This is a genomic window from Exiguobacterium sp. SL-9, from assembly GCF_004336985.1.
In the GTDB taxonomy this organism is placed as follows: domain Bacteria; phylum Bacillota; class Bacilli; order Exiguobacteriales; family Exiguobacteriaceae; genus Exiguobacterium.
In genome coordinates, this window is sequence record NZ_SJUO01000005.1 from 178011 (window position 1) to 196739 (window position 18729).

Annotated in this window: 19 protein-coding genes; 16 read left to right on the plus strand and 3 right to left on the minus strand. The window is 51.4% G+C overall.

Features of this window, described 5'->3' with window-relative positions; translation table 11 throughout:
* Positions 1–39: 39 nt before the first annotated feature.
* From recX to EVJ34_RS13395, 13 genes are all read left to right on the plus strand, one after another.
* Positions 40–852 carry a recombination regulator RecX gene (gene recX / locus EVJ34_RS13335; protein ID WP_131485916.1) on the plus strand — a complete coding sequence of 271 codons (813 nt, stop codon included), beginning with the start codon at positions 40–42 and terminating at the stop codon, positions 850–852.
* A gap of 49 nt (positions 853–901) precedes the next feature.
* Positions 902–2539 (plus strand): L-lactate permease, encoded by a 1638-nt coding sequence (locus EVJ34_RS13340; RefSeq protein WP_131485917.1) that lies wholly within the window; start codon positions 902–904, stop codon positions 2537–2539.
* A 316-nt stretch (positions 2540–2855) separates the two neighbouring features.
* Entirely contained in the window at positions 2856–4580 is a 1725-nt protein-coding gene (locus EVJ34_RS13345; RefSeq protein ID WP_131485918.1) for an ABC transporter ATP-binding protein, read from the plus strand.
* Positions 4581–4602: 22 nt separating this feature from the next.
* Entirely contained in the window at positions 4603–6648 is a 2046-nt protein-coding gene (locus EVJ34_RS13350) for an ABC transporter ATP-binding protein (RefSeq protein ID WP_131437819.1), read from the plus strand.
* Positions 6649–6657: 9 nt separating this feature from the next.
* Positions 6658–7836, plus strand: coding sequence for an RtcB family protein (locus tag EVJ34_RS13355; RefSeq protein ID WP_131485919.1), 1179 nt, complete (start codon positions 6658–6660; stop codon positions 7834–7836).
* A gap of 124 nt (positions 7837–7960) precedes the next feature.
* Entirely contained in the window at positions 7961–8350 is a 390-nt protein-coding gene (locus tag EVJ34_RS13360) for a hypothetical protein (protein ID WP_131485920.1), read from the plus strand.
* Between the two features lie 49 nt (positions 8351–8399).
* Positions 8400–8714 carry a YfhH family protein gene (locus EVJ34_RS13365; RefSeq protein ID WP_131437824.1) on the plus strand — a complete coding sequence of 105 codons (315 nt, stop codon included), beginning with the start codon at positions 8400–8402 and terminating at the stop codon, positions 8712–8714.
* On the plus strand, positions 8711–8980 hold the full coding sequence (locus EVJ34_RS13370; protein ID WP_131485921.1) for a YfhJ family protein: 270 nt from the start codon (positions 8711–8713) through the stop codon (positions 8978–8980). The genes EVJ34_RS13365 and EVJ34_RS13370 overlap by 4 nt, the downstream gene beginning before the upstream one ends.
* Before the next feature lie 165 nt (positions 8981–9145).
* Positions 9146–9685 carry a helix-turn-helix domain-containing protein gene (locus EVJ34_RS13375; RefSeq protein WP_131438327.1) on the plus strand — a complete coding sequence of 180 codons (540 nt, stop codon included), beginning with the start codon at positions 9146–9148 and terminating at the stop codon, positions 9683–9685.
* A gap of 13 nt (positions 9686–9698) precedes the next feature.
* Entirely contained in the window at positions 9699–10805 is a 1107-nt protein-coding gene (locus EVJ34_RS13380) for an ABC transporter ATP-binding protein (protein ID WP_131438325.1), read from the plus strand.
* Positions 10792–11613 carry an ABC transporter permease gene (locus EVJ34_RS13385; RefSeq protein WP_034780994.1) on the plus strand — a complete coding sequence of 274 codons (822 nt, stop codon included), beginning with the start codon at positions 10792–10794 and terminating at the stop codon, positions 11611–11613. The genes EVJ34_RS13380 and EVJ34_RS13385 overlap by 14 nt, the downstream gene beginning before the upstream one ends.
* Positions 11610–12410: an ABC transporter permease gene (locus tag EVJ34_RS13390; RefSeq protein WP_131438323.1), complete on the plus strand. Its 801-nt coding sequence runs from the start codon at positions 11610–11612 to the stop codon at positions 12408–12410. Before EVJ34_RS13385 ends, EVJ34_RS13390 begins: the two co-directional genes overlap by 4 nt.
* Positions 12407–13477 (plus strand): ABC transporter substrate-binding protein, encoded by a 1071-nt coding sequence (locus EVJ34_RS13395; RefSeq protein WP_131485922.1) that lies wholly within the window; start codon positions 12407–12409, stop codon positions 13475–13477. The genes EVJ34_RS13390 and EVJ34_RS13395 overlap by 4 nt, the downstream gene beginning before the upstream one ends.
* Before the next feature lie 48 nt (positions 13478–13525).
* Here the strand turns inward: EVJ34_RS13395 and EVJ34_RS13400 are convergent, their stop codons facing one another.
* Both EVJ34_RS13400 and adh read right to left on the minus strand, forming a co-directional pair.
* On the minus strand, positions 13526–13885 hold the full coding sequence (locus EVJ34_RS13400) for a DUF779 domain-containing protein (protein ID WP_131485923.1): 360 nt from the start codon (positions 13883–13885) through the stop codon (positions 13526–13528).
* 1 nt (position 13886) lies between these two features.
* Positions 13887–15407 carry an aldehyde dehydrogenase gene (gene adh, locus EVJ34_RS13405; protein WP_131438318.1) on the minus strand — a complete coding sequence of 507 codons (1521 nt, stop codon included), beginning with the start codon at positions 15405–15407 and terminating at the stop codon, positions 13887–13889.
* 220 nt (positions 15408–15627) lie between these two features.
* Here adh and EVJ34_RS13410 point away from each other — a divergent pair, with 220 nt between their 5' ends.
* Positions 15628–16161 (plus strand): YceI family protein, encoded by a 534-nt coding sequence (locus EVJ34_RS13410; protein WP_131485924.1) that lies wholly within the window; start codon positions 15628–15630, stop codon positions 16159–16161.
* Positions 16162–16192: 31 nt separating this feature from the next.
* Here the strand turns inward: EVJ34_RS13410 and EVJ34_RS13415 are convergent, their stop codons facing one another.
* Positions 16193–17173: a metal-dependent hydrolase gene (locus EVJ34_RS13415; protein ID WP_131485925.1), complete on the minus strand. Its 981-nt coding sequence runs from the start codon at positions 17171–17173 to the stop codon at positions 16193–16195.
* Positions 17174–17260: 87 nt separating this feature from the next.
* Between EVJ34_RS13415 and mutY the strand changes: the two genes are divergently transcribed.
* Both mutY and EVJ34_RS13425 read left to right on the plus strand, forming a co-directional pair.
* Positions 17261–18295: an A/G-specific adenine glycosylase gene (gene mutY / locus EVJ34_RS13420; protein ID WP_131485926.1), complete on the plus strand. Its 1035-nt coding sequence runs from the start codon at positions 17261–17263 to the stop codon at positions 18293–18295.
* Entirely contained in the window at positions 18282–18707 is a 426-nt protein-coding gene (locus tag EVJ34_RS13425) for an SRPBCC family protein (RefSeq protein ID WP_131485927.1), read from the plus strand. The genes mutY and EVJ34_RS13425 overlap by 14 nt, the downstream gene beginning before the upstream one ends.
* Positions 18708–18729: the final 22 nt, after the last annotated feature.

An 18729-nucleotide genomic window follows, 5' to 3' on the forward strand; every position in this document is an offset into this window, starting at 1 on the left:
GGAACGTGATATGTTAGAAGCAGGAAATGGAGGGATTTCGTGAAAATCGCCAAGTTTACGACCCAGAAGAAAAATCAAGACCGGCTCAACGTATACGTCGAGAAGGATGGGCGTGAGGAGTTTGCGTTCGCCATCGACTTAGATGTCTTCATCAAATATGGATTGACGAAAGGGATGGAGCTTGAAGACGACTTCGTCCGTGACGTCCTTCAAGCTGAAGAAGAACAGAAAGCGTATAAAGCGGCCGTCAATTATTTATCGTACCGAATGCGCGCCGTTTCAGAGGTACGTGACTACCTCGTGAAGAAAGAGATAGATGAGGCAGCCATCAAGCGCGTCATCGAGCGATTGATCGAACAGCGCTATTTGAACGATGCCGAATTTGCCAAAGCCTACACCCAGACGAAATTCAATACGAGTCCGAGCGGGCCAGTCAAAATCAAACGAGAACTCACTCAGCTTCGAATCGACCCGGACATCATTGAAGAAGTGATCAGCGCGATTTCGCACGAAGACCAGCTTGAAAAGGCCGGAAAGTTCGTAAATAGGAAACAAATGGAAACAAATCGTCGTTCTGCCACAGAAGTGCAACAAAGAATTCAACAAACCCTGATGCAAAGGGGATTTACGTTTGATATTATTTCAGAGGCGATTCTCACGTTTTGGGAGAACGAGGATGAGGACGTTGAACTTTCGGCTTGTTTGACACAGGCGGAAAAACTGAATCGGAAGTTCAGTGGATATGCTCCATATGAGCGGAAACAGCGGATGAAGATGCAGCTTCGACGCAAAGGTTTTCCATATGAGGTGATTGACCGGGCTTTAGATCGACTCGCTGAACAAGAGTCATAATGGGAGATTCATTTACGGTAGGGGAAAAATCTGAAAAGGTGGGTCTACATTGACGATTTTCGAATGGATTACAGCACTGATGCCGATTGTGGCAGTGCTCGTATTATTGGTCATTATGCGTTTACCGGCGTCAGTCGCGATGCCGCTCTCGCTTGTATTGACGGCAGGACTTGCGTTCTTCGTCTGGCAACTCGATGCGACGCGGATCATGGCGGCGACGTTACAAGGGCTCGTGATCGCCGTCACGACAGTCTGGATTGTGTACGGTGCAATCGGGATGATGAATACGATGAAAGAGGGGGGCGGTATGAACGCGATTCGATCTGGATTCGTTAACATTACACCAGATCCCCGAATTCAAGTGCTCATCGTCGGTTGGTTGTTCGTCTCATTCATCGAAGGTGCTTCAGGCTTCGGGACACCAGCTACGGTCGCGGCTCCGCTGTTGATCGCCCTCGGCTTCCCGCCGATTGCGGCGGTCGTCATCGCCTTATCGGCCGACGTCTCGGCGGTCACGTTCGGTGCGGTCGGAACTCCGGCTTTAATCGGAATTGGGAACGGGTTGTCGCTTGACGTCAATCAGCCTGAGACCATCGAGTTTTTGACAAGTGTCGTCTTACAGACGGTACTCATCGACATGTTCGTCGGTTTGCTCATCCCGTTTATTTTGATTTTGATGCTGACTCGATTCTTCAGTAAAGAGAAGTCAATCAAGCCAGCGCTCGAAGTGTTCCCGATTGCCATTATCGCGGCACTCGCTTACAGTATCCCGGCTTACATTTGGACGCTCATTCTCGGATTTGAATTCGGAGGCATGCTCGGTGGGTTGACGGGTCTCGTCATTCTCGTCACGATGGCACGGAAAGGGATTCTTATGCCAAAACGGGTGTGGACGTTCGACGGCTATGCCGACGAGATTGACCAACCGCTCGATCAACCGACGATTGGCAAAGGCAAACGTGAACTGCCACAGTGGAAGGCGTGGGCACCGTATTTGATTTTGACGATCTTCCTCGTCTTGACACGGACTGTGCCATTCTTGAACGAATTGACGCGCAGCGTCCGCATCGACTTGCCAAATATTATCGGGGTCGAAGGAATCTCGACGTCGTGGGAACCGTTCTATTCACCAGGGTTCATGTTCATCTTGACGATGATCGCGACGTTCTTCCTCCACAACATGAGCTGGTCACAAGTGACCTCGGTGTTTAAAGCGACGACGCTCGGTGTCGTCGGGACGGCCATCACACTCGCCGCATCGGTGCCGATGGTCCGTATCTTCATTCACTCAGAAAACGGTGGAGCTGGCCTGGCCTCGATGCCGGTCGAGCTTGCAACGGCCGCAGCCGATACGTTCGGCGGGGTTTGGCCGCTTGTCGCACCGTGGATCGGGGCGCTCGGCGCCTTCGTTTCCGGATCGGCCACGTTCTCGAACATGATGTTCTCGAGTTTGACGACGAATGTCGCCGAATCCGTCGGGTTGAACGAGACGCTCGCGTTATCGATGCAAATGGCAGGAGCGAACGCCGGTAACATGATTTGTGTCATGAACGTCGTCGCGGTCGCCTCGGTCGCAGGTCTTCTTGGAAAAGAAGGGACGATCATCCGCTACACGCTCATGCCGATGATTTATTACGTGACAGCGACCGGACTTGTCGGTTTGATGCTCGCCACGTTCTTCTTGTAAAAAAGTTACAAACTATTTACAACAATAATATTGACAATTTTCTGAACAGTCTGCTAAGGTTTTAGTAGATTTTCAAACTATGAACAGAGAGGAGCCAGCATGATGAAGTACATTCCAACACTACAACGCACACACACAACATCATATGGCTACTCGTATTTGACTGCGTAATTTGGCAGCTGGATAGGGGTAGTGTCCTTTCCCTGACCATGCAAAAGACTGAAGACTCAGAAGCGTACTTCATCCGATTGGTTGCACAATCAGGTGACGTGCGCTTTTTTTGCGTGCGCGGAAAGGACGAAAGGGGGAATCAGTCATGAAACTGATTAAACAATTGGATTGGTTTATTAAAAGACAGAAGCGGACGTATATCGTCGCCATCATCCTACTCATCATCACCGGCGTCGTCGATATGCTACCGCCGTGGATCATCGGGCAGGCAATCGATGCGATCCGCGAAGGGAGCTTGACGACAGAACGTCTCGTTATGATCGTCGGTTCATTGCTCGGCATCATGGTATTATCGTACGTCCTTTCGTATTTATGGATCGCCCGCCTGTTCGGTACGGCGTTCCTACTCGAGAAAAAATTACGGGCTCGCTTCTTCGGCCACTTGCTCCGGCAGACGCCGCGCTTTTATCAGCAGCATCGCACGGGGGATTTGATGGCGCTCGCGACGAACGATTTGAAAGCGGTTGAACGGACGGCCGGTTTCGGCGTCATGACGCTCGTCGACTCGTTCAATATGACGCTGATCGCGCTCACGATTATGGGTGTCTTCATCGATTGGAAGTTGACGCTTGCGGCGCTCTTGCCGATGCCGCTTCTCGCCTGGTCGATGAATAAGCTCGGCCGCCAAATCCATGCCCGCTTCACAGCGGCGCAAGACGCGTTTGGCGTGATGAACGACCAAGTCGTCGAATCGATTTCGGGACTTCGAGTCGTCCGCTCGTTCGTCCAAGAAGACGCGGATACGAAAAAGTTCGATACGATCACCGACGACGTGATGGCGAAAAACATGCATGTCGCCAAAATCGACGTCTTGTTTGAACCGGTCATTAAACTGCTCGTCGGCTTGAGCTATTTGATTGGGTTGTCGTTCGGCACGTATCTCGTGTTCACGAACGACATCACGCTCGGTCAGCTCGTCTCGTTCAATATCTATCTTGGGATGCTTATTTGGCCGATGTATGCGTTCGGTGAACTGATTAACGTCGTGCAACGTGGTACGGCCAGCCTTGAACGCATCGAGGCGACGATGAATGAACCACCGGACGTCGTCTCAACCGGAACGGTCGAAGTCGGCGTCCCGGAAAAAATCACGTTCAAATCACTGTCGTTCCAATATCCGGGAACGACTCGCGCGTCGCTTGAAGACATCGTCTTGCACGTGTCACGCGGTGAGACAATCGGCATCGTCGGACCGACGGGGGCCGGAAAGACGACGCTGTTGCGTCAGTTGCTCCGAGAGTATCCGATTGATGACTCGTTACTCGTCAATGGAATCCCGATTCACGACATCAAGCTTGATACCGTTCGGGGTTGGAGCGGTTATGTCTCGCAAGAGCATTTGCTGTTCTCGAAGACGGTCCGTGACAATATTTTGTTCGGCGCCGATGACGCGACGGAACAAGACCTCGAGACGGCGATTCGGCTCGCGGCGTTCGATACCGATATCGAACATTTAGAGAACGGCCTTGACACGGTCGTCGGGGAGCAGGGGGTTATGCTCTCGGGCGGTCAGAAACAACGGCTGTCTATCGCCCGCGCGCTCTTGAAAGATCCAGAGATCCTCTTGCTCGACGATTCGCTCTCAGCAGTCGATGCCAAGACGGAAGCCCGCATTATCGATTCGGTCCGGACGAGCCGGGCCGAACAGACGACGTTTATCGTCGCGCACCGCCTGTCCGCTGTGGCCCATGCCGACCAGATTCTTGTATTACAAGACGGTCGCGTTACAGAACGGGGCACACACGACCAACTGATGGAACGACACGGTTGGTATTATGAACAATACGTTCGACAAGGAGAGTCGGAGTAATCCGGGAAAGGGGGAATCTCTCATGATCGATCAATACGAATTAGATCCAGCTCGTAGGAAACGGACGATTCGCTCACTCGTTGGGTACGCCAAACAAGTGAAGCGCTCGATTTTCCTCGGCTTGACGTTACTCTTTTTAGCGGTCGGCGCGGAACTCGCGGGACCGTATATCGCAAAAATTATTATCGATGACCATATCGTCGCCATCGAGCGCGATTGGGTTCAAGTCGAGTCAGGCGGGAGTGTCGACTTTGACGGCAACTCCTATGAGAAAGAGACGCGGCTTGACGAAGAGACTGTCGTCCGACCTGTCTCGATCGTTCAGACGACAGACGGATACTATCTTGTTCCGGATGCCGTTATGAGCGGTGGGGTACGTGAAGTCGAAGACGGCGTCCTCACCATCACACGAAGCGAGGAATCAGCGACGTACGACAATATTGTGCCGCTCTCCTCGACTGACGTGTTCAAGTTTTATGAGACGGATCTTCGGGCTGTGCTTATGTTGTCTGCCTTGTACGTCGTCTTGCTTCTCATCGCGGCAGGGTTGAACTGGGGGCAACAGATGCTCCTCCAACGGTCGGCCCATAAGATTGTCAAGACGATGCGACTCGATGTCATGCGGCACTTACAGACGATCCCGGTCCGCTACTTTGACCAGACGCCGATCGGAAAAATCGTCAGCCGTGTCACGAATGACACTGAGACGATTCGCGACTTGTATTTAGGTGTGCTCGCACGTGTCTTCCAAAGCGTCGTCATGATGATTGGTGTCTTGATCGCCATGTTCTTCTTAGACGCGCGCCTCGGTTTCGTGTCGCTCATCATCATCCCGGTCGTCATCGTATGGATCAAGTTGTTCCAACGGCTGTCGACACGAAACAACTTCCGTGTTCGCGCCCTCGTCGCCGACATGAACGCGCAGTTGAATGAGAGCATTCAGACGATGCCGATCATTCAATCGTACGTCAAAGAAGATCTCGTCTATGACGAGTTCAACGAGAAAAATAGCGACAACTTCCAGACGCGCCGGAAACTGCTCAAACTCGATGCACTCATGTCGCACAATTTGGTCAACTTTTTCCGCAACATGGCGCTTGCCTTACTCATCTGGGTCGTTGGCGCGCAGACGCTCGGCACGGGCAGCGTGCTCACCCTCGGGATTTTGTACGCTTATATCGATTACGTGTCACGGATTTTCGAGCCGGTCACGCAAATCATGAACCAGCTGTCCCCGCTCCAACAAGCGCTCGTCTCGGCAGATCGGATGTTCCAATTGCTCGACGAGAAGGGGGAAGACGTCTCCTCAGAACGCATTGCACGCTTTAACGGCGAGGTCGCCTTCGAGGACGTGTCCTTCAGCTATGAAGCCGGAAAACCGGTGCTCCAACACATCGATATCCATGCAGAGCCAGGTGAAACGGTCGCACTCGTCGGCCATACGGGTAGCGGTAAAAGTTCGATTATGAACTTGCTCATGCGTTTTTATGACCCATCAGAAGGAACGCTTAACATCGACGGTATGGATGTTACGAAATTGCCGACACAAGCTGTCCGCGATCATCTCGGCATCGTGCTTCAAGACCCGTTCTTATTTACAGGTTCGATTCGCACGAACGTGACGCTCGGTGACGAAAGCATTTCTGACGACCGGATTTGGCAAGCGTTGACGGCGGTCGGGGCCGACCGTTTCGTCAAACAGTTACCGCACGGTCTCGACGAACCGGTCATCGAACGCGGTGCCTCGCTCTCGAGTGGGGAACGTCAGCTGATCAGCTTCGCCCGTGCCCTCGTCTTCGACCCGGCCATCCTCGTTTTAGACGAAGCGACGGCAAGCGTCGATTCAGAGACGGAAGCGCTCATTCAAGAAGCGCTTAAGACGCTCACGTACGGCCGGACGACGTTCGTCATCGCCCACCGTCTCTCGACGATACGGGAAGCGGACCAAATCCTCGTTCTCGATCACGGTCACATCATCGAGCGGGGGAACCATCAGTCGCTCATCGCAGATGGCGGCGTCTACGCTCGAATGCATGAGCTACAAAGTAAACAACAGGCCATCAGTTAAGGAGGCAACATGGAAATCATCGGAATGTATAACCGCGCCAAAGTCTTCAATGAACGGATTGACGATACGACGCGGGCCCAAATCCAAACACTTCTCGACCAACCGTTCACGAAAGGTGCCTCGATTCGAATCATGCCGGACATGCATGCCGGCAAAGGATCGGTCGTCGGGACAACGATGACGATTCACGACAAGGTCGTGCCGAATCTAGTGGGTGTCGACCTCGGGTGCGGCATGCTCTGTACGGAGATCAAAGTGAAGCGAATCGACTTTCAACGGCTCGACGACGTCATCCGTCAATACGTACCGAGCGGGATGAACATCCGGGATGCGGCACACCCATATGCCGCCGAGCTCCCGCTCGAAGATGTGCGGGCACCGTATAAGCTCGACCGGGCATTGCGCTCGGTCGGCACGCTCGGCTCAGGTAATCACTTCATCGAAGTGAACCGCGACGAAGCCGGTCGCACGTTTCTCGTCATTCATTCCGGCTCACGCCACCTCGGTGTCCAAATCGCCGACCATTATCAACAGTTGGCGGTCGAGCACATGATGAAGACGGTCGACATTCGAGACGAGATTGAACGGATGAAGGCAACGGGACGGCAGCAGGATATCTCGGCTTATCTCGAGACGGAGCGCGAGACACGGAAACGTTTCCGCGACCTCGCCTACGTCGAAGGGGAAGCGATGGAAGATTATATGCACGACGTACGCATCGCCCAGCAATATGCGGCCGCTAACCGTCTTGCCATGACCGATGTCATCGTCGAGGCGATGAACTGGAATGTCGTCGATCAATTCGACACGGTGCACAACTATATCGACCATGATGCGATGATTCTTCGGAAAGGTGCCATTTCGGCGCGGGACGGCGAGCGGGTCATCATCCCGATGAACATGCGCGACGGCTCGCTGATCTGTACTGGCAAGGGGAACCCGGACTGGAACTTCTCCGGACCACACGGCGCCGGTCGCGTCATGTCACGCTCGGCCGCGCGGAAACGCGTCGACTTCAAAGAGTTCAAACAAGCGATGGACGGCATTTGGTCGAGCTCGGTCCGGCCGTCGACGATTGATGAATCACCGTTCGTCTATAAGTCGATGAAGGAAATCATCCGTTATATCGAACCGGCTGTCACGATCAATCAACGGATTAAGCCACTCTACAATTTTAAATCGAATTAAATGAAGACGGAGCTCGATTTTTAAGTTCTTCCTCTACTTTAAAGAGGGGGAACCTAGAATCGAGCTTTTATGCATTTGGGAATGATCGGATGCTGCGTTACACTAAGATAAAGGGGGGAGCGGGTTGAAGAAAATAACCAATCCACTAATCGTGTTGATGTTCATATTAGTGTTAAGTGCATGCGCTAAACCGATAGCGTCAATTGATGAAGTCGATTCTATACCGATCGAAATTCAAAATAATTTAAATAAAGAGGCACGCTTGCAACTGTTTACGAACAATCAAGGCGATCAATATATCCTCTTCGGCTCAAATGCAAGAGTGAATCGTGAGGTGAACGAAAAAAATAATCACGTCATCGTATCGTTTAAAGAAACGGAGGCGGATGGACAACAAGATGACGTTTATCGAGTCCATGCATACAAACTTAACGTCAATCAAAGTGAGGATACAACGCTCGACATCTATGTAAATGGTGAATTAACTCCAATCGATAACGTAACGAGTTTTTGACGAACCATTTCAATCTGAAATCTGATAGGCTACAAGTGAGGTGAGCGAAATGGAAAAACGATTGAGTGATTTATCAAAGTATGAGCTCGAGCAAGAGATTCGAGCGCTCCATGAACGGAAGCGGAAAGCCGAACAGATGGGCATGGTCAGTGAGATCGAGGTCGTCTTGCGACGAATCGCGATTGCCGAGAGCTATTTGATCGACCCGAACTCGTTCAAGCCGGGAACGACGTATATTGTCAACTATAATGAGCGTCCATTCCGCTTGAAGTTCGTGAACGGTGTCATGGGCTGGGGGACGTTTGAAGGAGAGACGGCCGAGCACGCCATCCCACTGTCGGAGCTATCGGAGGTGAAGGCATGAACCGGACCGAACAATACGAGCGTTTGGCTCATATCTTGAAACAAAAAAACGATGTCTTGAGCGACGTCGAGGCGTTGACGTGGGTCGAAGTACTATGGGAGGATTTTGAGACGACGCTCGCCCGTGCCGGCGAGCCGTATCCTGGGGAAGCGAAATCGTTCCAATACGTCGTCCAACAAATCGATGCGTACGGGTCGCAGCTCCATTTGTTCCAAACGAAAAATGAGAAGTTCAAACACTTGATGTCCAAGCGCGACATTCATTAAAAACCACGTCGAAATCGGCGTGGTTTTTTTACTTGCAAACCGCACATAATCCGTTATAATAAAGGTCGCTATTAGTTCGCTTTGTAGTTAAGTATTTATAAACTTTCTTTAGTTGGAATCATCTTTCACTAAACTTGATTCAAAGCCGGAAGGAGGGGGTTTCACTTGGACGTCGGTCAAAAAATCAAGCGACTCCGCGTCAAGAAGGGCTTGACGCAAGAAGAGTTGGCCGAACGCACGGATTTGAGCAAAGGCTATATCTCTCAAATCGAGCGCGATTTAAGCTCTCCTTCGCTTGAGACGCTATTCGACTTGTTGGAAGTGCTCGGTTGCTCACCGAAAGAATTTTTCGATGAAGAGATCTTTCAAAAGGTAAGCTATACCGCAGATGACCGGACTGTGTATGTTGATGAGGAACGAAAATACCGGACCGAATGGCTCATCCCGGAATCGAACGAAAAAGAGATGGAGCCGATTTTGCTGACATTCTCCAAACAAGGGGAATTCAAGCGCTATGAGCCTTCCCGCTCCGAGACGTTCGTCTATGTTCTATCGGGACGAATCGCCTTGAAACTTGGCAATCACACGTATTTCGCGAGAGCGGGAGAAACGTTATATTACGTCGCCTCTGATTCACATCAACTCGTCAACGACTGTGACGGTGAGAGTGAATGTCTGATTGTCGCGACCCATTCATATTTATAAGGGAGGAACTGAAATGAATCCAGAAACGATTATTCGCTTTGACAACGTGTCGAAGCGTTACGATGACACCGTCGTCTTGGAAAACATTAGCTTTGAGATTGAACGAGGGAAATTCTATACGTTGCTCGGCCCATCTGGATGTGGAAAGACGACGATTTTGCGTCTGATCGCCGGCTTCACGGATGCGTCAGAAGGCGATATTGAGTTCAACGGGAAACGCATCAACGACGTCCCGGCGAACAAACGTCAAGTGAACACCGTGTTCCAAGACTATGCGCTTTTCCCGCACTTGAACGTGTTTGAGAATGTTGCGTTCGGTCTGCGCATCAAAAAGATGAAAGAGGCGGACGTGAAGACGAAAGTCGAACAGGCGCTCAAATTCGTCAACTTGAAAGGGTACGAGTCACGTGAGATCGACGAGATGTCAGGCGGACAACGCCAACGTGTCGCCATCGCCCGTGCCATCGTCAACGAACCGGAAGTCATCTTGCTCGATGAACCGCTCTCGGCGCTCGATTTGAAACTTCGGACCGAGATGCAATATGAGCTCCGCGAATTGCAGCAGCGTCTTGGCATCACGTTCATCTTTGTCACGCACGATCAAGAAGAAGCGCTCGCGATGTCGGATGAGATTTTCGTCATGAATAACGGGAAAATTGTCCAAAGCGGGACACCGACCGATATTTACGATGAGCCGATCAACCGTTTCGTCGCCGATTTCATCGGGGAATCGAACATCGTACCGGGCGTCATGCCAGAGGACAACGTCGTCACGTTCGCCGGGAAGACGTTCGATTGCGTCGACCAAGGGTTTGACCGTAACGAGAAAGTCGAAGTCATCATCCGTCCGGAAGACTTGGAGATGACATCGGTCGATTCGGCGAAACTTGTCGTCGACGTCGACTCGCAACTGTTCCGCGGTGTCCACTATGAGATTTGTTGCTATGACCAAGAAGGCAATGAATGGCTTGTCCATTCGACGAAAAAATCGGTCGTCGGTTCGAAAATCGGCCTCACGTTCGATGATGAGGCGATTCACGTCATGCGCTTAGGGGAGACGGAGGAAGAGTTCGACCGTCGTCTCGAGTCCTATGAGGAGGTCGCTCATGAATCAAACTAGTCAAACCGCGAAGACGGTCTATTTAACGACGTATTGGTTATGGATCGCGTTGTTCGTCATCGCGCCGCTCCTGCTCGTCGTCTACTACTCGTTTTTTGATATCGAAGGGAATTTGAGTTTAGAGAACTATCAGATGTTTTTCACGTCGACGTATTTAACGATGACGTTGTCTTCCTTCTGGTATGCGTTCCTCATCACATTCTTCTCGCTCTTGATCGGGTATCCGACCGCTTATTTATTGACGAAGACGAAGCATAAGCAACTTTGGCTCTTGCTCATCATCTTGCCATCGTGGATCAACTTATTGCTCAAAGCTTATGCGTTTCTCGGCATCTTCGGGACGTACGGCATCACAAACCAATTTTTAGAGGCGATTGGTATCGGGACGCAACAGATTTTGTTCACGGACTTCAGTTTCGTGTTCGTGTCAGTTTACATCTTCATCCCGTTCATGATTTTGCCGATCTATAACGCCATCGAGAAACTCCCACCGTCGCTCGTCTATGCGTCGCGTGATCTCGGTGCTTCGAACTGGACGACGTTCCGCCGGGTCATCTTCCCGCTCACGCTCGATGGCGTGAAGTCAGGGATTCAAATCGTCTTTATCCCGGCGTTGTCACTCTTCATGATCACGCGACTCATCGCTGGGAACCGCGTCATCACGCTCGGGACGGCGATTGAACAACAATTCCTCGTTACGCAAAACTGGGGCATGGGCTCGACGATTGCCGTGTTCTTAATTTTGGCGATGGTGCTCGTCATGGTCATCACGCGTGACTGGGGCGCGAAAGGAGCGGTGCGTCGATGAAACCGAAAAAATTTAAATTAGCCAACCTCTATTTGATGGCGGTGTTCTTCATTTTGTACGCGCCGATTGTCTACCTGGTCGTCTACTCGTTCAACAGTGGCGGGACGATGAGTAATTTTGAAGGCTTCACGCTCGATTGGTACAAGTCGCTCTTTACCGATACGCGCCTGCTCGTCATCGTCTTGAACACAATCGTCATCGCCTTGCTGTCGGCGACGATTTCGACCGTGCTCGGAGTCATCGGGGCACTCGCGATTTATACGGCGCGACAACGTTTTACGAAGACATCGCTCTTGTCGCTCAACAACGTGTTGATCGTCAGCCCGGACGTCATCATCGGGGCGTCGTTCCTCATCTTGTTCACGATGCTCGGGATTCAGCTCGGCTTCTATTCGGTGCTGTTGGCACACATCGCTTTCTCGGTGCCGATCGTTGTCATTCTGGTCTTACCAAAACTACAAGAGATGAGCCCGACGCTCATCGATGCGTCGCGTGACCTCGGGGCGAGCACATGGGATGTGTTGACGAAAGTCATCTTACCGTACATCACGCCAGGCATCTTCGCCGGTTTCTTCACGGCGCTCACGTATTCGCTCGATGACTTTGCCGTCACGTTCTTCGTGACCGGCAACGGTTTCACGACACTTGCCGTCGAAGTCTATTCACGGGCCCGCCAAGGGATTTCGCTTGAGATCAACGCCTTGTCGGCGATTCTATTCTTATTCACACTCGTTCTCGTCATTGGGTATTACGTGCTCGCGCAACGTGGGGCAAAAGGGAAGGAGGTAAGACGATGAAAAAATTGGTCATCATGTTAACGGTGCCGGTCCTCGTCAGCGCCGCCCTCTTGCTTTGGGTGTATCAAATCAATATGGCGCAAGGGTTCGGCGGCGACAATACGCTCGTCGTCTACAACTGGGGCGATTATATCGATGAAGACTTGATTGGAGAGTTCGAGGAAGAGACGGGTTTGAAAGTCATTTACCAAACGTTTGATTCGAACGAGGCGATGCTCACGAAAATCGAGCAAGGCGGTACGGCCTTCGACATCGCCGTCCCGTCTGACTATGCAATCAGTAAAATGATCGAAGAGGACCTGCTCTTGCCGATCGACTATGACAAGCTTGAAAACTTCGGCAACATCGACCCACGTTTTCTCGACAAGTCGTTCGACCCAGGCAATACGTACTCGGTCCCTTACTTCTGGGGAACGGTCGGCATCGTCTATAACCCTGAGCTCGTCGACGGTGAGATCACGTCGTGGAACGACCTTTGGGACATGCCGCTTGAAAATGACATCTTGCTCGCAGACGGGACACGGGAAGTGATGGGCTTCGGTCTGAACTCACTCGGCTACTCGTTGAATACGACCGACAAGGATGAGTTGCTCGAGGCGGAGAAGAAGCTCGAGACACTCTGGCCGAACATTAAAGCGATCGTCGGCGACGAGATCAAGATGCTCATGGCCAATCGCGAAGCGGCTGCGGCTGTCGTCTGGTCTGGAGATGCTTCCGAGATCATGTACGAGAACGAAGAGTTGACGTACGTTATCCCAGAAGAAGGAACGAATCTCTGGTTCGATAACCTCGTCATCCCGAACACATCGAAAAACGTCGAAGGCGCTCATCAGTTCATCGACTTCATGCTCGACGCGGAAATCGCGGCACGAAATACCGACTATGTCGGCTATTCGACGCCGAACGAAGCGGCGCTTGAATTTTTAGATGAAGAAGTGACGTCAGATGAACGCTTCTATCCGACGAAAGACGTGACGGATGAGCTCGAAGTGTATGAGAACTTAGGCAAGCGCATGAACGCGTATTATAACGAATTATACTTGCGCTTTAAAATGCAGAGTAAATAAGCAAAGTCCCGCTCCGAGTAGCGGGACTTTTGTTTATAGGATAGACATTCAACTCTGTTGCAATTCGGCCCGTTCTTCGTCCGTGAACACCCGGGAACGGCTCAAAAACCGCTTTCCTTCGACGCCCTCGACCGAGAACATGCCGCCCCGGCCCTCGACGACGTCGATGATGAGCTGAGTGTGTTTCCAGTAATCATATTGTTTTTCGTGGATGTAGAACGGACACCCACCAATCTCACCGAGTAGGACGTCGTGATCCCCGATCATGAACTCATCTTGCGGGAAACACATCGGGGAGCTCCCGTCACAACAACCGCCCGACTGGTGAAACAAGAGCGGTCCATGTTTTCGTTTCAGCTGTTCGAGGAGTGCGAGCGTGGCGGGGGTGGCCTCGACGCGGTTCACCATCTCAGAAGAACCCGAGTTTTTGTTCGCTATAGCTGACGAGCATGTTTTTCGTCCGTTGATAATGGTTGAGCATCATCTTATGGTTCTCACGACCAATCCCAGACATCTTATACCCGCCGAACGCGGCATGGGCCGGATATTGGTGATAGCAGTTGATCCAGACACGACCTGCTTGAATCTCACGACCGAACCGGTAAGCCCGATTCATGTCACGCGTCCAAACGCCGGCACCGAGACCGTACAACGTGTCGTTCGCGATGGCGAGCGCCTCGGCATCGTCTTTGAACGTCGTCACCGATAACACCGGTCCGAAGATCTCTTCTTGGAAGATGCGCATCTTGTTGTGGCCTTTAAAGATCGTCGGTTGCACGTAATAGCCGTCGGCGAGTTCGCCGTCCATCATGTTGCGTTCACCGCCGATCAAGCATTCCGCGCCTTCCGATTTCCCGATTTCGAGATACGACAAGATTTTTTCCATCTGCTCATTCGAGGCTTGGGCGCCCATCATGACGTCAGGGTCGAGTGGATTGCCGAGCTTGATCGCTTTGACCCGTTCGAGCACACGTTCCATGAACGGCTCGTAAATCGACTCATGGATGAGGGCGCGCGATGGGCACGTGCATACCTCACCTTGGTTCAAGGCGAACATGACGAGTCCTTCAATCGATTTATCAAAGAAGTCATCATCCGCATCCATAATGTCGGCGAAGAAGATGTTTGGTGACTTCCCACCGAGTTCGAGCGTGACCGGGATGATGTTTTGTGACGCATATTGCATGATCAAACGTCCCGTCGTCGTCTCGCCAGTGAAGGCGACCTTGTCGACGCGATTGCTCGATGCGAGCGGTTTGCCGGCCTCGAGACCGAAGCCGTTGACGATATTCAACACGCCTGGTGGGAGCAAATCTTCAATCAGTTCCATGAGCACCATCATCGAAGCCGGTGTCTGTTCGGCTGGCTTCAACACGATGCAATTGCCGGCGGCGAGGGCCGGTGCGACTTTCCAGACCGCCATCAAAATCGGGAAGTTCCATGGGATGATTTGAGCGACGACACCGAGTGGCTCGGTGAAGTGATAGGCGACCGTATCTTGATCGAGTTCACTGATGCCACCTTCTTGTGACCGAATGACACCCGCGAAATAACGGAAATGATCGATGGCGAGTGGAAGGTCGGCGTTTAGCGTCTCACGGACGGCTTTGCCGTTCTCCCACGTCTCGGCGTAGGCGAGCATCTCGAGGTTCGCTTCCATGCGATCGGCAATCTTATTTAAAATGACAGAACGTTCCGTGACAGACGTTTTGCCCCATGCGTCCTTGGCGGCGTGGGCCGCATCCAAGGCGAGCTCGATATCTTCTTTCGTCGAGCGGGCGACTTCGCATAAAACTTTACCATTTACCGGAGAGGTGTTCTCAAAATATTCTCCCCCTGCAGGCGCGGTCCACTTTCCGTTGATGTAGTTCTCATAGCGGTCTTTAAAGTGTACTTTCGTGCCTGTCGAGTTTGGGACTTCATAAATCATGGTCGTTCCTCCCTTTTCCGTAAAGTATAGGGACTCTATGTATGCGCTTACATTTTACTGTAAGACAACGACTCCCTTTTCCATCGTACCGGGTCGATGTGATAAAAGTCAAAATTTTTCGACAATAATTTGTCACATTTGAATCGAAATGTTTTGAAGTCAAGATTTGTGGTAAACATCATATTAGTATCAATCTCAAATCGAAGGAGTGGACGGATTCATGGCAAAAACATATCAAGTCGATCCAGCGCACAGCACCATTAACTTTACAGTCAAGCATATGATGATTTCGAAAGTAAAAGGAGAGTTCAAAGATTTTCACGTCGAGGCGAACGGGCAACCGGACGATCTCGCGAACGCGCGTGTGAACGTGACAATCAAAGCAGCATCGATTGATACGAATAACACCGACCGTGACAACCATTTACGGTCCGGCGACTTCTTTGATGTGGAGCAACATGAGGACATCGTGTTCGAGTCGACATCGTTCCGCTCACAAGGTGGCGGCGAGTTCGAATTGACCGGGAACTTGACGATTCGTGGGACAACTCGGGAAGAGATGTTCGCAGTCGAGTATGAGGGAAGCGCGAAAGATCCATGGGGCAACATGAAACACGCCTTCACCGGGGGCGGGTCGATCAATCGGGAAGATTATGGATTGACGTGGAACCAAGCGCTCGAAGCGGGCGGCGTACTCGTCGATAAAAAAGTGAAATTTGACTTCGAACTTCAGTTCACCGAGTCGGAAGCATAATAAAAAGTCGCTCTCGCCGAGCGACTTTTTATTATTCATAGGCCAATTTCTTTTGCAGGCTCTCTTCACTGAACACCCAACCGGTGAACGAAGACAACACTTCATTTGACTCTTCGTCGACGATGACGACGGCGACGAATGGATAGATATCTTTCGCGAAGTAGCGCAAGTTCGTGAAGCGATACTCGATCATCCCGTTATGACGTGTGACCGTATACGTATGAATCTTCGAGAACTCGAGGAACGATTGTAGGTCCGTATTTTTACGCGCTTCCACGAAGTGAAGGTCATCTTCACCTGGCATCGGTTTGTCGCGGAAACGGCCGCATTCGATGACCGTCCCTTTTTTCACTTTGACCGCACCTAAACCGTTGCGGAATCGAACGGCGACATGCCAGTCATCCCAACCGATACCCGGCGAGATGAACAATTCGTGGGCACCGGCAAAGTGACGGGCGACCGTGGCAAGAGCGCGGTTACGCAATTTGAACTGAATCGCGTAATAGCTGATGACGAGCGCAATGAGCAGTGCAAAAATCGGGACAGTCGCCCCTGTGATAAGCCATAATACATATGCCCCGTAGTAGGCAGAGAACAAATACGGATCAAACGTCCCGATGACGCCCCAACCAATCCATTTTTTTGAAAACGGTTGGAGGGCCTGCGTCCCGTAAGCGTTGAACAAGTCGACCGTAACGTGAAGCAATACAGCGATTTGTGCCATGACCCATAATGAAGCAGGATTGACGCCAAGCGCGAGTCCGATGACGGCGCTGACGATGATTGGCCAAGCGAGAAGTGCGGTGATTCCGTGTGAACGACCGCGGTGCTGACGTAAATACGTGCTATTTCCTTTTAGTTTGAAGACCGTGTCAAAGTCCGGAGCATGCGAGCCGACGAGAGCAGTAGCTGTCATGGCTAGAAACATTTGTGCGTCGCCTGACACCTCTGGGCTGAGTGTCGCGATTGCACTTAAACCAAGTCCCATCCCAATGTGAGTAGCAGTATCCAATGTGCTTCAGCACCTCCATAAAAGTTGAAAATTCGCATATGTTAATCCATTTCATCATACAATATTTTTAAAACGAGGGGAAACGAAATGCTCGATATTGATAAATTGTTCACAAATTATAATATTCAAGAATTCAACACAAATTTAGTGACATGGTTCAATCGCGAAAAGCGTGATTTACCATGGCGTCACGGCAAAAATCCGTATCGTGTCTGGGTGAGTGAAGTCATGCTCCAACAGACGCGTGTCGATACGGTCATCCCGTATTACAATCGTTTCATGGAGCGTTTTCCAACTATCGAGGCGTTAGCGGCGGCTGAACCTGACGAGGTCGTCAAATATTGGGAAGGGCTCGGGTATTACTCACGGGTCCGTAACCTTCATCAAGCCGTCCGAGAAGTCGTCGCGGTATACGACGGCATCGTTCCTGAAGAAAAAGAACGATTCGAAAAGTTGAAAGGCGTCGGACCGTATACGACCGGGGCCGTGCTCTCGATCGCCTATAATCAGCCGGAACCCGCCGTCGATGGGAATGTTATGCGTGTCATGTCTCGTCAGTTCGGGATTTATGACGATATCGTCATCCCGAAAACGCGAAAACTGTTCGAACAGGTCGTGCGCCGACTGATGGACCCGAATCATGCCTCGGACTTCAATGAAGGGGTTATGGAACTCGGGGCGACGGTATGCACCCCGAAAAACCCGATGTGCTCGCTCTGTCCCGTTCAAGACGATTGTTATGCGTATTCGCATAACGTCCAAGATGAACTCCCGGTCAAGACGAGAAAAGGGGCGGCCCGGATCGAGATGTACGACGCGCTTTACTGTCGTCAGAACGGCCGGACCGCATATGTGAAACGACCGGACGCCGGTCTTCTTGCCGGAATGTGGCAATATCCGCTTACAGACCGGGGAACGGGGGAACAGATAAACGGAACCTATGTTGGACAAGTGAAACACGTGTTTTCCCACATCGTCTGGTATATCGATTTATACGAAGTCGAGACGTTACCGATAGGGGAATGGACTTGGCTCGACGAAGAAGAACGCAACGTGGTGACCGTATCGGTCGCCCAACAAAAATTAGAGCAGATGGCAGGTGTGAATGATGAGACAGTTTGATGTACGAACTCCATACGATACGACCGTTGACAAGCTTTGGACATTGCTTCAAGATGCTTCACTGCTATCAGAACTGACATCGTTTCCGAAAGTGACGCTTCTTGGGGAGGGGGCGTCGGTCGAAGGAAACCTCGTTCAATTACGGGTTGGTATCGGTCCCATTTCATTACCGTGGAACAGTGCCATCACATTGACGGGGAATCACGCATTTTGTGATCAAGGCGTCAAGCTGCCATTTCCGTTCCGTCGCTTCAGTCACGTCCATCGGGTCGAACAAGTAGGCGGACAGGCTGTCATGGTCGACGAGGTGACGTTTGATAGTTACGTGCCGACTGTTCTCGTCGAATTCTTCGTACTTCGGCCGATGTTCAAAGCGCGAGCCGAGGCATTCCAAAAAACACTAAATTCGTGAAAATAAGAGATTTCCTTTTTCA

Excerpts from the sequence above, each read along its gene's own strand:
- EVJ34_RS13355 (WP_131485919.1), top strand. The coding sequence starts at position 6,658 with ATGGAAATCATCGGAATGTATAACCGCGCCAAAGTCTTCAATGAACGG.
- EVJ34_RS13370 (WP_131485921.1), top strand. The coding sequence starts at position 8,711 with ATGAACCGGACCGAACAATACGAGCGTTTGGCTCATATCTTGAAACAA.
- EVJ34_RS13425 (WP_131485927.1), top strand. The coding sequence starts at position 18,282 with ATGAGACAGTTTGATGTACGAACTCCATACGATACGACCGTTGACAAG.
- adh (WP_131438318.1), bottom strand. The coding sequence starts at position 15,407 with ATGATTTATGAAGTCCCAAACTCGACAGGCACGAAAGTACACTTTAAA.
- mutY (WP_131485926.1), top strand. The coding sequence starts at position 17,261 with ATGCTCGATATTGATAAATTGTTCACAAATTATAATATTCAAGAATTC.
- EVJ34_RS13380 (WP_131438325.1), top strand. The coding sequence starts at position 9,699 with ATGAATCCAGAAACGATTATTCGCTTTGACAACGTGTCGAAGCGTTAC.
- EVJ34_RS13400 (WP_131485923.1), bottom strand. The coding sequence starts at position 13,885 with ATGGTGAACCGCGTCGAGGCCACCCCCGCCACGCTCGCACTCCTCGAA.
- EVJ34_RS13385 (WP_034780994.1), top strand. The coding sequence starts at position 10,792 with ATGAATCAAACTAGTCAAACCGCGAAGACGGTCTATTTAACGACGTAT.
- EVJ34_RS13395 (WP_131485922.1), top strand. The coding sequence starts at position 12,407 with ATGAAAAAATTGGTCATCATGTTAACGGTGCCGGTCCTCGTCAGCGCC.
- EVJ34_RS13365 (WP_131437824.1), top strand. The coding sequence starts at position 8,400 with ATGGAAAAACGATTGAGTGATTTATCAAAGTATGAGCTCGAGCAAGAG.
- EVJ34_RS13390 (WP_131438323.1), top strand. The coding sequence starts at position 11,610 with ATGAAACCGAAAAAATTTAAATTAGCCAACCTCTATTTGATGGCGGTG.
- EVJ34_RS13410 (WP_131485924.1), top strand. The coding sequence starts at position 15,628 with ATGGCAAAAACATATCAAGTCGATCCAGCGCACAGCACCATTAACTTT.
- EVJ34_RS13345 (WP_131485918.1), top strand. The coding sequence starts at position 2,856 with ATGAAACTGATTAAACAATTGGATTGGTTTATTAAAAGACAGAAGCGG.
- EVJ34_RS13350 (WP_131437819.1), top strand. The coding sequence starts at position 4,603 with ATGATCGATCAATACGAATTAGATCCAGCTCGTAGGAAACGGACGATT.